Below are 14,590 nucleotides of genomic sequence, written 5' to 3'. Positions count from 1 at the left end.
TAAGGCCCATGAGCGTTGCAAACGAATGGAGCCGAATCGAAGCGTGGTGCCGTACACACGCGCCGGTGACGGCTGCAGCGTTTCAACCAGGACTCGGTGACACCGTCATCGAGGCATTCGAGGCGTCGACCGGCATCACGTGGCCCGAGGAACTTCGCGACCTGTATCGGGTCCACAACGGCAGCCTGACTCACGACGACCGGACGGGGCTCTTTCTCGGCAGCGTGCTTCCCGACAAGTTCTTCTACCCTATCGATGTCACCACCGAAGTTCGCCTCACCCTCCTCGAAACGTGGGACGAGACGATCTACGAGAATCCGGACCTCTATGCCGAGGACGAGATGGATAGACACGATCAACGCGACGCAGGCACTGCCGCAACCATGTTCATCCCTTCGTTCGTTCCCTTTGCCGGACTGGATGAGTACCACTACTTCGTGGACACACGCAGCGGTGCGCTTCATCATTGTGTGACCGAGTATGCGTCGGATGCCACCGACAACGGCGGCCCGATCTGGGCATCCATCTCGGTCATGTTGGCCGCCCACGCCACTGCGCTGGAAACAGGTTCCACGATAGGAGTGTGGAAACCCGTTGTCAGCAAGGGTGTTCTGGAATGGGAAGTCGACGCATGACGTCAGAGCGCAACCCGACCCGCCGCATCCTCGCCGACGGTCGCCAGATCTTCTACTTCGACGACGCCGGCCGTTTCCGCGCCCGCACTGCGCGAGATTCACGCGAATTGCCGGCGCTCGACCACTCTTCTCGGATGAGGTTCGACGTCCTCACCGGCGAGTGGATCACCATGGCCTCACATCGTATGACGCGGACCCACCTCCCCTCGGCCGCCGATTGCCCGCTGTGCCCGACCAACGAAACACGCACGCCCACAGAGATACCCGAATCGGACTACGACGTCGCGGTGTTCGAGAATCGGTTTCCGAGTTTTGCGTCGGCGCCCGGCGATGCCGCCCACAGTCCCGGAGACGACGACCCGAGCGATCGCCCAGCTGTCGGCCACTGCGAGGTGATGTGTTTCTCGAGCGATCACACGGCGTCCGTCGCCGAACTTCCGCTCGAACGCATGCGCACGATTGTCGGTGCCTGGATTTCTCGGACCGAAGAGTTGTCGGCGGATCCAGATGTGGAACAGATGTTCTGCTTCGAGAACCGTGGCGAAGAGATCGGGGTGACACTCACCCATCCGCACGGACAGATCTACGCATACCCGTATGTCACGTCACGCACCCGATCGATGCTGACGCAGGCGGGCAAGCACTTCGAGCGCACCGGTCGCTCACTGCTCGCCGATGTTCTGGCGTTCGAGCGCGAGGACGGGACCCGGTTGATCTACGACGGCGATCACTGGACCGCCTACGTTCCGACTGCTGCACGATGGCCCATCGAGGTTCACCTGGCACCGCACCGAGACGTCCCGGACCTTCCGTCGCTGAACGACGAAGAGCGCGAGGAGCTTGCGGTGGTCTACCAAGATCTCCTACGTCGTGTCGACCGCTTCTATCCGGGCGTCGACCGAGTGCCGTACATCGCGGCCTGGCACCAAGCCCCGGTGCGCATGGACCGCGCGCTGGGTCGCCTGCATCTTCAACTGTTCTCGATCTTGCGTGCTCCCGGCAAACTCAAATACCTCGCCGGGTCCGAGTCGGCGATGGGTGCCTGGGTGAACGACACACTTCCCGAGGCAGTCGCGGCCCGCCTGCGGGAGTTGAAATAGTGGATCCTGTCTCGAAAGAATCTGTACTCCAACAGTTCCACGACACCTACGGATATCCGGCAACCGGGGTCTGGGCGGCGCCCGGTCGAGTCAATCTCATCGGCGAGCACACCGACTACAACAACGGCTTGTGCTTGCCCGTCGCTCTCGAGCAGCGAACACTGGTAGCCGCCGCGCTGCGCAGCGACAGGACTGTGCGCGTTCACAGTCGGCAATCCGACGAGACATACTCCGGGTCCGTCGGCGAAATCGCAGCAGGATGGGCCGCCTACCCCACGGCCGTGATGTGGTCGCTGGCGCACGAGGGTCTTCCCCTCGAGGGAATCGATCTGGCGGTCGACTCGTCGGTACCGGTCGGGGCCGGGCTGTCGAGTTCCGCTGCCCTCACCTGCTCTGTTGCGTTGGCCGTCAACGATCTTCACGGTTCACCGTTCAGCCGAGGTCAGCTGGTGAAGATGTGCATCCGAGCGGAGAACGAGGGCGTCGGCGCACCGACCGGCGGGATGGACCAAACGATTGCCCTCTTCGCCAGACCCTCGACTGCGTTGCTGCTGGACTGCCAGGACGGATCAACCGAACCCATTCCATTCGATCTCCACAATGCCGGCTTCGAACTGATCGTCATCGACACCCGGGTCAAACACTCACTCGCGGACGGACAGTACGGGTTGCGCCGATCCCAATGTGCCGACGCCGCAAAGGCTCTCGGAGTCGACAGTTTGCGAGAAGCAACTGCAGATCAGGCCGAATCGTTGTCAGATCCGATTCTCCGGGCACGGGCGCGGCACGTCGTGGCCGAGATCGCCCGAACACGGCAAGCAGCAGAACTCCTACGCAACAGCAGATTCAGTGATGTCGGAACGGTGTTCGACAATTCCCACGCGTCGTTGCGTGACGACTTCGAGGTCTCGTGTGAAGAACTCGACGTCGCCGTTGCTGCGGCACGACGCGGCGGCGCGATCGGTGCGCGGATGACCGGTGGCGGCTTCGGAGGTTCGGCCATCGCATTGGTTCCGGCAGGAAGGGGAGCGGAGGTCACTGCGTCGGTGGGCCGCGAATTTGCAGTGCGAGGCTGGCGAGCGCCCCACTTTCTCACCGCCGTCGCCGGGGGTTCGGCCACCCGGTTGTGAGCGAACGGCACCTTCAGCGCACTGACGGCGCCAAACGTACCGTTCGCTCCGGTTGGGGCACCTCGAGATCCCCCTCACATAAATAGTCATCTCAGATGCGAATTATGTAGGTTCAAGTCATGCAACTGACGCAGTTCACCGATCTGGGATTGCGCGTCGTCATGCGGTTGGCCGTACTCGACGCGGACGCCTCCCCCAGTACCCGGGATGTTGCGCAGCAGCTCAACGTGTCGTACTCCCATGCCACCAAGGTGGTTACACGGCTCGGCGAGTTGGGCATCGTCACAACCAGGCGCGGCCGCGGCGGTGGACTTTCCATCACCGAACTCGGCCGCACCGCCACCATCGGCTGGCTGGCCCGACGCCTCGAAGGGCCCGGCGAGGTCGTCGACTGCGAGGGCGACAAGCCGTGCCCACTGCGCGGCGGTTGCCTCCTTCGAAGTGCGTTGCGCGACGCTCAGGAAGCGTTCTTCGTTTCGCTCGACGCGGTCACGATCGAAGACGTCATCCGTCAGCCGTCCAAAACTGTCCTGCTTCGCCTCACCACTCGGAGCGACGAAGCAGGCTGATCAACCTAATTTCGACCGAACGGAGCAGCTCATGCTTTCCCCACAGTCAACCGAGGTCATTCGCGCCACCCTTCCCGTGGTCGGCGCTGCCATCGGCGATATCACAACCCTGTTCTACCGCAAGATGTTCGACGCACATCCCGAACTCGAACGCGATCTCTTCAATCGAGGCAATCAGAAGCAGGGTGAACAGCAGAAAGCACTTGCCGGCGCTATCGCGGCATTCGCAACACTGCAGCTCGAACCCGACAGTGCCAAGGTTGATCTCATCCTTTCTCGTATCGCTCACAAGCACGCGTCGTTGGGCATCACCCCTGACCAGTATGCGATCGTCCACGAACACCTCTTCGCCGCAATCGTCGAAATACTCGGCGATGCAGTCACTCCCGAGGTCGCCGCAGCATGGGACGAGGTCTACTGGCTAATGGCCGAAACCCTCATCGCGATGGAACGGGGCCTCTATCAGCTCGCCGGCGTCGAGGCCGGTGACGTGTGGCGAACTGTCAGAATCAGTGAGCGCGTCCTGCAATCCGCCGACACCGTCTCACTGACACTCACCTCGCTCGACGACAGCGCACTGCCCACCTTCGCTCCCGGACAGTACCTTTCGGTCGGCGTGGTGCTTCCAGACGGCGCTCGCCAGATTCGTCAGTACAGCTTGTGCTCGGTGCCGAGCAGCGCTGACTGGCGGATCAGTGTGAAGCGAATCTCGGGAACTCCCGACGGCGAGGTGTCGAACTTCCTCTACAACAATGTATTCGAAGGACAAGAGCTCTCCGTCACCACACCGTTCGGTGATCTCACCATGCCCGACGACGACTCACCACTGCTCCTCGCGTCGGCCGGAATCGGTTGCACACCGATGATCGGCATGCTCAATCATCTTGCGGACACCGGTGCACAGCGTTCCGTCTCCGTCATTCATGCTGACCGATCCATCGCCGATCATGCTCACCGAGCAGAACTCAGCACGCTCGTCGAGAAGATTCCCGCCGCAACCTTGCACCGCTGGTACGAAGATCTCGGCACGCACGTTGCGTTCGGATCGGTTCACGAAGGACGAGCGAATCTGGAAGACATCGCAGTGGAGCCGGATACCCAAGCCTTCCTGTGCGGGCCGATGCAGTTCATGTTGGCAATGCGCGCATCGTTGCTCGAACGGGATGTGCCGGCACAGAATATCCACTACGAGGTCTTCGGGCCGGACAGTTGGGCAAACACCTGAGCGGCGATTCCCTGCACTCGAGACTTGCGTCAGGGAGTGTAGGGCGCATCGACTCCCAGGCGTTCACGCTCAGTGGCCACCATGTCGCGGACGTTGGCACGCAAGCTCGCAGCGTCGAAGACAATGCCGTCCTTGATCGTGTAGCGAACCCCACCGACGCGAGCCATGGTGCCGTCGGGTTGACGGCGCAGGTGACCGTGACCGTAGAGAGTCTTGAGGTTGGCAAGAGGATTTTCGGCGGTGACGAGCAGGTCGGCGCGCTTCCCCGGCTCGACGATCCCGAGATCATTTCGTCCCAAAAGGGTTGCGGCGTTGGAGCTGACGCACTGGAGCACTTCGAGGGCCGTCAGTCCCGCCTCTCGCAGTAGCTCCAGTTCCTCGATGAGACCGAACCCGTACAGGTTGTAGATGAAGCCTGCGTCAGAACCGGCGGTGAGTAGACCACCACGGTGGTAGAAGTCTCGGACAAAAGTCATCCACAGGCGGTAGTTCTCTTTCCAAGCGACTTCCTCCTCGGTGCCCCAGTCGGTGAAGTACGAGCCGTGAGTCTCAGGATGCGGCTGGAAGAATTGCCAGGCTTGTGGGGCGGTGTAGTCGCGGTGGTACTCACGACCGCGGGCCCGCGCAGCATCGCGGGAGGCGACGTAGACGACCAGAGTGGGATCCATCGCGGTTCCGAGAGCGACAAGCTCGTCGATGGTTTCATCCCAGACGCGGCTGCCCGGTTCGGCTGCTTCGTGCCAGAGCCGTCCGAGTTGTTCGAAACGATCGTGCTCGTTGTTGTAGTTGTAGGAGGCGGGGAAGCGCTGAACCCGACGGTCTGCGAACATTGATTCCGGTAGCCCGTAGCCGTGTTCGATGCTGGTGAGACCCCAGCGTGCAGTGGTCAGAGCATTGACGCGGGCGACGTCACTGACGGCGTGGTGACACGCGGTGGCCAGGCCCAGACGCGTTGCCTCCTCGATGGCTGCCTTGAAGATTTCCGGTGGAGCGCCGAAGAACTTGATTCCGGCCGCGCCGGCATCGGCTTGCGCAGAGACCCACTCCTCGGCGTCTTTCGGGGTGCGAAACGGTTCGCCGCGCCCAGCCCCGAAGGCGGCGTAGGTGACGATGCGAGGTGCGGTGATCTCGTTGGCATCGCTGCGGGCAGCTTCGTCGAGTGTGAACGGAACGCCATTGACTATCGCGCCGGGCTCACGGACCGTGGTAATTCCGTGCCCGAGCCAGAGTTGATAGATGTAGTCGGCTCCCGGCCCCTGATGCGAGAAGCCTATGTGGGCGTGTGAGTCGATGAGACCCGGAAGGACGTAGTGACCACTGAGGTCCAGCACCTCGGCGTAGGAGTCGGTAATTCGCCCGTGCTGGGTCATGTCGGTGTTTCGGCCGGCGGAGTTGATCGAGCGGATCTGGTCCTTCTCGATTACGACGTCGGCAGGTCCGTAGGGCGGTGCTCCGGATCCGTCGATGACAGTGACGTTCTGGAGCACCAGTCGCTTGTACGGCCCGCGGCCGAGACTCCCTTCGGTTCCGGACGCGATGATCGGGGAGGACGTGTTCGACATGTGTTGCCTCTCTCGAGATATGCGGAAGAAGAACGCTGGGCGGCAGCTCCGCGTGTGTTGAAGTCTGTTGCGACCCACACGCACTCCACAGCAAGAGCCCAAGGTGAACTCCGCAACCACCGAGCATCGATTTGCATTGTGCGCGAGCAGGTTCAGCCGGACGACGCGGCCGAAATCAGTTGGGTCGGACTGCGCGGACAACCAACACCCCGAGGTGCCACGACACCATCCCAATGAAGTGATTCCAAACACTAGATGCAAATCGAATGATATGCAACAATTGATGCATGATTCTTTCAGTGCTGACCTTGCAACCCACCGCAGGCCGGATCGAGGACTTGATCACGTTCTACCGAGAGGCAGGTGTCCTCGAAGCCTCGGGCGCTCTGTCGACGCAAGTCATGGTCGCCGAGGACAACCCGACCGCTTTGGTTGTCACTGCACTGTGGCCCGACGATTCGGCTTACACGGTGTGGCAGAATTCGCCGGTACGCCTGGAATTCGGTCGCAGCATGGCGTCGTTCTTCGACTCCGGAGACAGCACACGCTCACACCGGTTCCACGTCGTGCACCACACCGACCGGGAATCATGACTCCACTCGGTTGGCCACTCCAACGGGAAGAGACGACGTGGCAATCGAGGAATGGCTGGCGGACAGGGACGGGCGCGATACGCTCAGCCTCGGTGGGAAGAAAGTCGTCAACGTCCTGGTTCGAGCGCCCCAATTCGCCACGTACTCTTCTGCCCGCGAGGTCGCCGAACGCGCCGACGTCAACGTATCCACCGTGGTACGCACCGCACAACAACTCGGCTTTGCTGGATGGCAAGAGTTGCGTGAGGAGTTGCGCGCCGTTTACCTCGGCAAAGTCGCCGCGGGAAACGGCACCACCACCACCGAGCCGACCGAGGCCACACAGCTGTTCCGCCAGGACAGCGCGAACATCGCCGCACTCGCCACCGAGTCGAACCTAGCAGCTATCCGGGCCATCGCGGGGGCCATAAAACGATCCCGCCGGACACTCGTCATCACTTCCGGAGTCGGCGCCGCACCCGCACAAGTTCTCGGCACGCTCGGCACGATCTACGGCCACGACATCCAGCTCTCATTCGGCCACCCGACGACCCAGGCGATCGAAGTCAACAGCCTCGGTGAGACCGACTGTCTGGTCGTCATCAACGTCTGGAGACTGACCCGGACCTTGCGCGGACTGACGCGCATGGGCCGCGAACGCGGCGCCACCGTCTGCGTCCTCACCGACCTGCGCTCATCTCGCCTGGCCGATGACGCCACACACCTGATCGTCTCTCCCATCGAGGGCATCGACGGTTCGGTCTCGGTCACCGCAATGGTGGCTGCGGTGCAGGCCGTGCTTGGCGAGCTCCGCGACGCCGACAGTAATCACGCTGCCGGCCTGGTCCAAAAGGTATGGAACGACCTTGATCTCATGGATGACCGAGACTGAGTCGAGATGTCTGACGTCAATCCCGAAGACACTCCCGAACAGAATGCAGTAGAGATTCTTTCGCGATGGTCGGGTTCGGGAGAAAGGTAGGGGTTCTGCACAGAGCCCCTACACCGGACCACTGTCTGCGAACTGGACCTTGGCGCGCGACCGCAACCCCTTGTGTACTCGTCTGGGCAACTGCCGAGAAAGCAACCAGACCGAGTAGTGGGAGACCGACATGATCACGTCAGGGTCGATGACGGGAGTCGCGCTGATCGCCCTCGCGATGGTTTTGACACCGGGCCCCAACATGATCTACCTGGTGTCCCGCAGCATCAGTCAGGGCCGACGAGCAGGATTGATCTCACTCGGCGGCGTCGCGACCGGGTTTCTGGTCTACCTCGCCGCGACGTGTGCCGGGTTGACGGCGGTTCTCTTCGCCGTACCCACGGTGTTCACCGCCGTGAAGATCGGCGGCGCCCTGTATCTCGCCTATCTCGCCTGGTCGACGCTACGACCGGGTGGCAAGTCCGCTTTCGAGGTGGGCGAAGTCGATCGCCACGGCAGCGGTCGTCTGTTCGGGATGGGGTTGACCACCAACCTGCTCAATCCCAAGATCGCGCTGATGTACGCGGCGCTCATCCCCCAGTTCGTCGATCCCTCTGCGGGCCCCGTCTGGCAGCAAGCGCTGATACTCGGCGGAGTACAGATCCTGGTGGCAGTCACCGTCAACGCGTTGATCGTCTGCAGTGCGGCAGCCGTGTCGACCTTCCTCATGGCACGTCCGGTGTGGATGCGCGCTCAGAAGTGGCTTGCGGGTGGCATTCTCGGAATCTTCGCCACCCGCATGGCGCTCGAGTAGTCTTCAGCCCTTCGGACGCTGGTCGATCAGGCGACGCGCTTTGCCGATCGAACGTTCGAGTCCGCCGGGTTCGAGGACGTTCACCTCGACCGTGACTCCTATCTTGTTCTTCACCAGCTTCTGCAACGCGGAAGACGCTGCCGCGTGATCCGAGACCGCTGCATCAGGGCGGGCCTCGACGCGAACCGTCAGGGTGTCCATTCGGCCCGGACGGTCCAGTACACACTGGAATTGGGGCGCCAGGGCAGGGACGGTCAGGATCAGTTCTTCGATCTGCGTGGGGAACAGATTGACTCCGCGCAGGATGATCATGTCGTCGGTCCTGCCGGTGACTTTCTGCATCCTTCGCATCGAGCGCGCCGTGCCGGGCAACAGTCGGGTCAGATCCCTGGTGCGGTAACGAATGATCGGCAGCGCCTCTTTGGAGAGCGAGGTGAAAACCAGCTCACCTTCCTCGCCGTCCGGCAGCACCTCGCCCGTGATCGGATCGATGATCTCCGGGTAGAAGTGATCCTCCCAGATATGAAGCCCGTCTTTGGTTTCCACACATTCCATCGCCACACCCGGGCCCATGATCTCGGAGAGACCGTAGATGTCGACGGCATGCATGTCGAGTTGCTGTTCCAGCTCGGTCCGCATCTGTTCGGTCCACGGTTCCGCTCCGAAAACTCCAACGCGCAGCGAGGTTTTGGAGGGATCGACACCCTTCTTGATCATCGCATCCACGATGGTCAGCATGTACGACGGAGTCACCATGATGGCGTCGGGTTCGAAATCCTCGATCAGCTGGATCTGCCGCTCGGTCATGCCACCGGACATGGGAATGACCGTGCAGCCCAATCGCTCCGCGCCGTAGTGGGCTCCCAGCCCGCCGGTGAACAGGCCGTATCCGTAAGCCACGTGTACCTTGTCCGAAGATCGGACGCCGCCGGCCGAGAGGCTCCGTGCGATGAGATCAGCCCAGTTGTTCAGGTCGTTGCTCGTGTATCCCACCACCGTCGGGCGTCCGGTGGTTCCCGACGACGCATGAATCCGCGAAACCTGGTCCTGGGGCACCGCAAACATCTTGAACGGATAGTTCTCGCGCAGATCCGCTTTCGTGGTGAAGGGGAATTTCGCGAGATCGCTCAGGTCCTTCAAGTCACTCGGGTGAACGCCGGCGTCGTCGAACGCCTTGCGGTAGTGCGGAACATTTGTGTACGCGTGCATCAGGGACCACTGCATCCGCTCGAGTTGGAGCGTCGAAATGCGGTCCCGACTGGCAAATTCGATGTCTTGCGATGTAGCAGTGACGAGTTCGGTCATGATTGTCTCCGGTGGGCTCAGTGAGGGCGCTGTGCGGGCGGTCAGGCGTCGAAATCGACTGTTATCTGTTCACCGACAGGAAAGGTCTGGCAGGTCAGCACGAAACCCGCGTCGACTTCGTAGTCTTCGAGTGCGTAGTTCCTTCGCATCTCGACGTCACCGCAGGTGACCTTGGCACGGCAGGTGCCACAGACTCCGCCCTTGCACGCGAAGGGCAGATCCGATCGGTACTGTTCCGCTGCATCGAGAATCGACTGATCTCGCGGCAGTGTCGCGGTGGTCGATCGACCGTCGAGCGTGATGGTGACTTCACTGCCTGGCCCGGCTATTCCGGGCTCCCGATGCACGGCGACCGGCGGCGCGACATCGTCGACATAGAACAGCTCGTGATGAATGCGGTCCTTTGCAATTCCCAAGCCGGCCAGCACTTCCTGGGCGTCGTTGACCATCCCGAACGGGCCACACAACCAGAAGCCGTCGACCTGGTCGCAGGGAACCAGAGAGGTGAAGATCTCACGCAACCGGTCGGCGTCGAGACGGCCCGAGAACAACTCGACCTCCCGCGGCTCGCGCGAGAGAACGTGAATGACGTCCAGACGCGCACCGTACCGGTCCTTCAGGTCGGCGATCTCTTCGGCGAACATCACCGAGCGCGTACGTCTGTTTCCGTACAGCAGGGTGACATCGGCCTCGGGGTTCGCCAAAAGTGTTGCAGCGATGGACAGCATGGGCGTGATGCCGGAACCTGCTGCGATAAGAACGTGTCGTCCTCCCAATGCGGGATCGGCGACAAAATTGCCCGAGGGGCCCTGCACGTCGATTTGATCCCCGGCCTTCACGTCGTGCACCAGCCAGGTGGAGAAGAGTCCGTCCGCTACTTCGCGGACCCCCACCCGGGGAGACGCCCCTACCGGTGCACAGATCGAGTACGAACGACGGTGCTCGACGCCGTCGATCATCCGCCGCAGTGTCAGCGACTGCCCGGCGCCGAAGTCGAACTGATCGGCGATGTCGGTGGGTACGTCGAAGGTGACGGCAACTGCGTCGTCGCACAGTGATTCGACATCTGCCACCGTCAACGGGTGAAAGGGTTTGTTCCGGTTCGTCGTTGCGGTACTCATCTGTTCAGATCTCCTTCACGTGATCGAACGGCTCGAGGCAGTCGAGGCAGCGATAGAGCGCTTTGCACAGGGTCGCACCGAATTCCGAACTCAGTCTGGTGTTTGCCGAACCGCACTGGGGGCACAGGATGTCGCGCGGCTTGGCCGTCAAGGTCAAGGCGATCGGGCCGGAGGTGCGACGCGGCGCGGCCCCCGGCACCGAGTACCCGGCCGTCCGCAGTTTCGCCAGTCCCTCTTCGCTGATCCAATCCGAACTCCAGGGCGGCGACAGTTGAGTCTTGATCTGGACGCTGCCGTACCCCGCGTCGGTCAGTTTGTGCTCGATGTCGTCTCGCATCGTTGCCATGGCGGGGCACCCGGAATAGGTGGGAGTGATTGTCACACAGACGAAGTTCGCGTCGACGTCGACCGATCGGATGACGCCGAGATCGGCCAAGGTCAACAGTGGCATCTCCGGATCCATCACCGAGGCGACGATCTCCTGCGCGGAAGAGACAGTAGTGGAAGAGACGGTAGTGGCAGTCACGGTCACCACACCCCTTCCGGATGCTCCCGAGCAACGCTCTGCATTTCGGCGAGAAGCAGCCCCAGCGCCCCGGTGTGCAGTCCGGCACGCCCGCCGCGGCCGCCGACGAAACCGGAGAAACGTGCAGGGGGCTCTTCCATTCCGGCAGCGTGCAGGACCTGGGCAAGTACGGCGTCGAACTCCGGCCGAACAGTGCGCGGATCCACTCCGACACCAACTTCGGCCAAGACGAGTTCGTCCGGTGTGGGAACAAAGAGCTCGTCCACGAAAGGGAAGATCTCGAGCAGGGCGGCGGTGGACCGACGCTTGGATTCTGCTGTGCCGGCACCCAAGGTGACGACCCATCTTGCCGCGTAGTCGCGGTGGTAGGTCAGTTCTTTCACGCCCTTGTTCGCCACGGCCGCGAGGACCGGGTCCCGCGACGTGCGGAGCCGATCGAACAGCGCCAGCCGCCAGGTCGAGAACACGAGGAGCCGAACGACCGTGTGCGCGAAGTCACCGTTGGCGAGCTCCACCAGTCTCACGTTTCGGAAGCCGAACTGATCACGAAAGAACGCAAGCGCATCTTCAGCCGGCACGGGCGACGTGGCCGAGATGAACGGAACCACAGTGGAATCGGCTGCTGCTGCGCGAGCCAGCAGCAGCCTGGCCTGTCCGATCAGATCCAGGCCGACGTTGGCGAGAGCTACCTCTTCTTCGAGTTCCGGTGCCCGCGTAGACCATTCGGCGAGGCGCTGCGAACTGACGAGCGCGTCGTCGCCGAGCATGAGGCAGTAGCGCGCCAGAGCACCGAGATCGACGTCATCCGGCACCGTGGTGTCGACTCCGGCGAGGGGGTCGTCGAAGCTGGTTCCGAACGCCCACTGACCGTGGCCGTCGCCGTCGACCAGGCCGTCGTAGGCACTGTCGTGATCGTTCATCTGTTGGTCCTCGAAGTCGAAGTGGAGTCTCACATGTGGGGAACGGAGTCCGGGATGTCGTAGAAGGTCGGGTGCCGGTAGACCTTGTCCCCGCTCGGTGCGAAGAACGGATCCTTCTCCGCCGGACTCGAAGCAACGATGTTCGAGGAAGGCACGACCCAGATGCTCACGCCTTCGTTACGTCTGGTGTAGACGTCGCGCGCGTGGCGTATGGCCATCTGATCGTCTGCCGCACGCAGGGACCCGACATGCACGTGGTTCAGTCCGCGCTTCCCCCGCAGAAACACCTCGTACAAAGGCCATTCGCCCCGTACCTGATCGTTTTCGCTCATGATGTTTCCCCAGTCGTGAGATCGTGCGCGACTCTCTCGCGCTGTGCAAAGGCGTAGGCGGCGTCACGGACCCAGGCCCCGTTGTCGTGGGCAGCTTTCCGATTGGCGATCCGCTCGACGCTGGCCGCACCGTTACCGCGGACCACGTCCATGAATTCATTCCAGTCCGGCTCACCGAAATCGTGTGCACCACGTTCGGGGTTCCAGCGCAGATCGGGATCGGGGAAGCTCACACCGAGTACTTCGGCCTGCGGTATCGACATGTCGACAAATCGCTGTCGCAGTTCGTCGTTCGTGTGTCGCTTGATGCGCCACTTCATCGACTGTTCGGTGTTCGGCGACTCGTCGTCCGGGGGTCCGAACATCATCAGGGCGGGCCACCACCAGCGGTCGACGGCTTCCTGCACCATCGCGCGTTGAGCGTCCGTGCCTCGCATCATCGTCGCCAACAACTCGAAGCCTTGCCGCTGATGGAACGATTCCTCCTTGCACACACGGATCATCGCGCGTGCATACGGCCCGAAGGAGCTGCGGCACAGCGGAACCTGATTGCAGATGGCGGCTCCGTCGACCAGCCAGCCGATCACTCCCACGTCGGCGTAGGTCAGTGTCGGGTAGTTGAAGATCGAGGAGTACTTCTGCTTTCCCTCGATCAGTTTGGTGGTCAGATCGCCGCGATCGGCACCGAGCGTCTCGGCCGCGGAGTAGAGATACAGACCGTGCCCGGCTTCGTCCTGCACCTTCGCCATCAGGATCGCCTTGCGTCGCAGCGACGGCGCCCGGGTGAGCCAGTTTCCTTCGGGCTGCATCCCGATGATCTCGGAGTGCGCGTGCTGGGCAACCTGACGGATCAGAGTCTTGCGGTAGCCGTCCGGCATCCAGTCGCGAGGCTCGATGCGCTGGTCTGCCGCGATCGTCTCGTCGAACAAGTTCTGCAGGTCTTGTGGAGCTTCCACGTTGGTCATCGTACCTACCTTTTATTACCGAATGATCGGTTGGTAACTAGTATGCACCGAGGTGTCCCAGCACACAAGAGAATCTTTCAGCGCAATCGAATCAGCGGCCCGCGAAAACCGGCTTCTGCTTCGACAGGAACGCCGCGACAGCGCCTTGATGATCTGCCGTGGCACCCAACTCCACCTGCGCACTCGCCTCGGCCTCCAGCGCCTGGGGAAGCCCGGGAGCGCCAGCCCTGATCAGTGATTTCACGTGCGCGAAGGCGGCGGTGGGTCCGTCGGCAAGTCGACGGGCAACCGAGCGAGCCTCGGCGGCAACGTCCTCGTCGGCCACCACCCGATGGACCAATCCCCACTCCAACGCACTCTGCGCGTCGAACTTGTCGCCGAGCAACATCAGGCCACTGGCACGGCTCGGTCCGAGCGCGTGCACGAGCGCATGACTGAGCCCGGAGTCACTCGCCAAACCGATGCCGGTGAATGCCGTCGCAAAGCTCGCATGAGCCCCGACCACCCGGATGTCTCCGGCCAAAGCAATTCCCAACCCGGCCCCGACGCAAGCGCCGCCGACGCCCACCACCACCGGGACAGAGAGCGTCGACAGCGCCGTGACCATCGGGTTGTAGTGCGCCTCGACGGTGTCCATCGCGTGCGCGGGATCAGCGTTCAGAGCTGCCGCGTGCTCGCCGAGATCCTGGCCGACGCAGAAGTTCTTACCTTCGGCGAGAATCAACAAGGCTCGCACGTCCGCGTCCGCGTGGACCTTCAGCAGCGCTTCGAGTAGCTGAGCCTTCATCTCGCCGTTGACGGCATTGGCGGCCTTCGGCCGGTCGAGAGTGATTGTCGCCAGACCTTGCTCGATCTCCGTGCGGATCACGTCAGTCATAGATGTTCCCTTCGC

16 protein-coding genes are annotated in these 14,590 nt (G+C 62.3%); 8 read left to right on the top strand and 8 right to left on the bottom strand.

Annotation, left to right across the window (positions count from 1 at the left end):
• Nucleotides 1–8 precede the first annotated feature (8 nt).
• The 5 genes from ACFQ6Y_RS01455 to ACFQ6Y_RS01435 all read left to right on the top strand — a co-directional run bounded on the left by ACFQ6Y_RS01455 (nt 9) and on the right by ACFQ6Y_RS01435 (nt 4,659).
• A complete protein-coding gene (locus tag ACFQ6Y_RS01455; RefSeq protein ID WP_378628140.1) occupies nt 9–635 on the top strand; it encodes an SMI1/KNR4 family protein in 627 nt (208 codons plus the stop codon).
• Nucleotides 632–1,735, top strand: a complete 1,104-nt coding sequence (galT, locus tag ACFQ6Y_RS01450; RefSeq protein ID WP_378628137.1) for a galactose-1-phosphate uridylyltransferase — start codon at nt 632–634, stop codon at nt 1,733–1,735. The genes ACFQ6Y_RS01455 and galT overlap by 4 nt, the downstream gene beginning before the upstream one ends.
• A complete protein-coding gene (gene galK / locus ACFQ6Y_RS01445) occupies nt 1,735–2,865 on the top strand; it encodes a galactokinase (protein ID WP_378628135.1) in 1,131 nt (376 codons plus the stop codon). Before galT ends, galK begins: the two co-directional genes overlap by 1 nt.
• A gap of 119 nt (nt 2,866–2,984) precedes the next feature.
• Nucleotides 2,985–3,434: an Rrf2 family transcriptional regulator gene (locus ACFQ6Y_RS01440; RefSeq protein ID WP_042446409.1), complete on the top strand. Its 450-nt coding sequence runs from the start codon at nt 2,985–2,987 to the stop codon at nt 3,432–3,434.
• A gap of 31 nt (nt 3,435–3,465) precedes the next feature.
• On the top strand, nt 3,466–4,659 hold the full coding sequence (locus ACFQ6Y_RS01435) for a globin domain-containing protein (protein ID WP_378628132.1): 1,194 nt from the start codon (nt 3,466–3,468) through the stop codon (nt 4,657–4,659).
• Between the two features lie 29 nt (nt 4,660–4,688).
• On the opposite strand, the gene ACFQ6Y_RS01430 is transcribed toward ACFQ6Y_RS01435, so the two are convergent.
• Nucleotides 4,689–6,221, bottom strand: a complete 1,533-nt coding sequence (locus ACFQ6Y_RS01430; RefSeq protein ID WP_378628129.1) for an amidohydrolase family protein — start codon at nt 6,219–6,221, stop codon at nt 4,689–4,691.
• A 287-nt stretch (nt 6,222–6,508) separates the two neighbouring features.
• Here ACFQ6Y_RS01430 and ACFQ6Y_RS01425 point away from each other — a divergent pair, with 287 nt between their 5' ends.
• The 3 genes from ACFQ6Y_RS01425 to ACFQ6Y_RS01415 all read left to right on the top strand — a co-directional run bounded on the left by ACFQ6Y_RS01425 (nt 6,509) and on the right by ACFQ6Y_RS01415 (nt 8,529).
• Complete coding sequence (locus ACFQ6Y_RS01425; RefSeq protein WP_378628124.1) at nt 6,509–6,814, top strand: putative quinol monooxygenase; 306 nt, start codon at nt 6,509–6,511, stop codon at nt 6,812–6,814.
• A 37-nt stretch (nt 6,815–6,851) separates the two neighbouring features.
• Nucleotides 6,852–7,685, top strand: coding sequence for a MurR/RpiR family transcriptional regulator (locus ACFQ6Y_RS01420; RefSeq protein WP_378628120.1), 834 nt, complete (start codon nt 6,852–6,854; stop codon nt 7,683–7,685).
• A 220-nt stretch (nt 7,686–7,905) separates the two neighbouring features.
• Nucleotides 7,906–8,529, top strand: a complete 624-nt coding sequence (locus ACFQ6Y_RS01415; RefSeq protein WP_378628118.1) for a LysE family translocator — start codon at nt 7,906–7,908, stop codon at nt 8,527–8,529.
• A 3-nt stretch (nt 8,530–8,532) separates the two neighbouring features.
• On the opposite strand, the gene paaK is transcribed toward ACFQ6Y_RS01415, so the two are convergent.
• The 7 genes from paaK to ACFQ6Y_RS01380 all read right to left on the bottom strand — a co-directional run bounded on the left by paaK (nt 8,533) and on the right by ACFQ6Y_RS01380 (nt 14,575).
• Nucleotides 8,533–9,834, bottom strand: a complete 1,302-nt coding sequence (gene paaK, locus ACFQ6Y_RS01410) for a phenylacetate--CoA ligase PaaK (RefSeq protein ID WP_378628115.1) — start codon at nt 9,832–9,834, stop codon at nt 8,533–8,535.
• A 41-nt stretch (nt 9,835–9,875) separates the two neighbouring features.
• The gene (gene paaE, locus ACFQ6Y_RS01405; RefSeq protein ID WP_378628111.1) at nt 9,876–10,955 is read right to left on the bottom strand and encodes a 1,2-phenylacetyl-CoA epoxidase subunit PaaE; all 1,080 of its coding nucleotides are present in this window, start codon (nt 10,953–10,955) and stop codon (nt 9,876–9,878) included.
• Nucleotides 10,956–10,959: 4 nt separating this feature from the next.
• The gene (paaD, locus tag ACFQ6Y_RS01400; RefSeq protein ID WP_378532715.1) at nt 10,960–11,418 is read right to left on the bottom strand and encodes a 1,2-phenylacetyl-CoA epoxidase subunit PaaD; all 459 of its coding nucleotides are present in this window, start codon (nt 11,416–11,418) and stop codon (nt 10,960–10,962) included.
• A 65-nt stretch (nt 11,419–11,483) separates the two neighbouring features.
• Nucleotides 11,484–12,401 carry a 1,2-phenylacetyl-CoA epoxidase subunit PaaC gene (paaC, locus tag ACFQ6Y_RS01395; RefSeq protein WP_378628108.1) on the bottom strand — a complete coding sequence of 306 codons (918 nt, stop codon included), beginning with the start codon at nt 12,399–12,401 and terminating at the stop codon, nt 11,484–11,486.
• 29 nt (nt 12,402–12,430) lie between these two features.
• Nucleotides 12,431–12,733, bottom strand: coding sequence for a 1,2-phenylacetyl-CoA epoxidase subunit PaaB (gene paaB / locus ACFQ6Y_RS01390; RefSeq protein ID WP_378541892.1), 303 nt, complete (start codon nt 12,731–12,733; stop codon nt 12,431–12,433).
• Nucleotides 12,730–13,698, bottom strand: a complete 969-nt coding sequence (gene paaA / locus ACFQ6Y_RS01385) for a 1,2-phenylacetyl-CoA epoxidase subunit PaaA (protein WP_378530763.1) — start codon at nt 13,696–13,698, stop codon at nt 12,730–12,732. Before paaA ends, paaB begins: the two co-directional genes overlap by 4 nt.
• 91 nt (nt 13,699–13,789) lie before the next feature.
• Entirely contained in the window at nt 13,790–14,575 is a 786-nt protein-coding gene (locus tag ACFQ6Y_RS01380; RefSeq protein ID WP_378628105.1) for an enoyl-CoA hydratase-related protein, read from the bottom strand.
• Nucleotides 14,576–14,590: the final 15 nt, after the last annotated feature.

Source organism: Rhodococcus sp. NPDC056516 (assembly GCF_042794655.1).
In the GTDB taxonomy this organism is placed as follows: Bacteria; Actinomycetota; Actinomycetes; order Mycobacteriales; family Mycobacteriaceae; genus Rhodococcus_F.
The sequence above is the reverse complement of the archived record's forward strand: the minus strand, read 5'-3'. Positions and strand labels throughout refer to the sequence as shown.

What these genes read in the sequence shown, in the direction of transcription:
- ACFQ6Y_RS01455 (WP_378628140.1), top strand. Translation starts at nt 9, where the DNA reads ATGAGCGTTGCAAACGAATGGAGCCGAATCGAAGCGTGGTGCCGTACA.
- galT (WP_378628137.1), top strand. Translation starts at nt 632, where the DNA reads ATGACGTCAGAGCGCAACCCGACCCGCCGCATCCTCGCCGACGGTCGC.
- ACFQ6Y_RS01440 (WP_042446409.1), top strand. Translation starts at nt 2,985, where the DNA reads ATGCAACTGACGCAGTTCACCGATCTGGGATTGCGCGTCGTCATGCGG.
- ACFQ6Y_RS01435 (WP_378628132.1), top strand. Translation starts at nt 3,466, where the DNA reads ATGCTTTCCCCACAGTCAACCGAGGTCATTCGCGCCACCCTTCCCGTG.
- ACFQ6Y_RS01430 (WP_378628129.1), bottom strand. Translation starts at nt 6,221, where the DNA reads ATGTCGAACACGTCCTCCCCGATCATCGCGTCCGGAACCGAAGGGAGT.
- ACFQ6Y_RS01425 (WP_378628124.1), top strand. Translation starts at nt 6,509, where the DNA reads ATGATTCTTTCAGTGCTGACCTTGCAACCCACCGCAGGCCGGATCGAG.
- ACFQ6Y_RS01415 (WP_378628118.1), top strand. Translation starts at nt 7,906, where the DNA reads ATGATCACGTCAGGGTCGATGACGGGAGTCGCGCTGATCGCCCTCGCG.
- paaK (WP_378628115.1), bottom strand. Translation starts at nt 9,834, where the DNA reads ATGACCGAACTCGTCACTGCTACATCGCAAGACATCGAATTTGCCAGT.
- paaE (WP_378628111.1), bottom strand. Translation starts at nt 10,955, where the DNA reads ATGAGTACCGCAACGACGAACCGGAACAAACCCTTTCACCCGTTGACG.
- paaD (WP_378532715.1), bottom strand. Translation starts at nt 11,418, where the DNA reads ATGGATCCGGAGATGCCACTGTTGACCTTGGCCGATCTCGGCGTCATC.
- paaC (WP_378628108.1), bottom strand. Translation starts at nt 12,401, where the DNA reads ATGAACGATCACGACAGTGCCTACGACGGCCTGGTCGACGGCGACGGC.
- paaB (WP_378541892.1), bottom strand. Translation starts at nt 12,733, where the DNA reads ATGAGCGAAAACGATCAGGTACGGGGCGAATGGCCTTTGTACGAGGTG.
- paaA (WP_378530763.1), bottom strand. Translation starts at nt 13,698, where the DNA reads ATGACCAACGTGGAAGCTCCACAAGACCTGCAGAACTTGTTCGACGAG.
- ACFQ6Y_RS01380 (WP_378628105.1), bottom strand. Translation starts at nt 14,575, where the DNA reads ATGACTGACGTGATCCGCACGGAGATCGAGCAAGGTCTGGCGACAATC.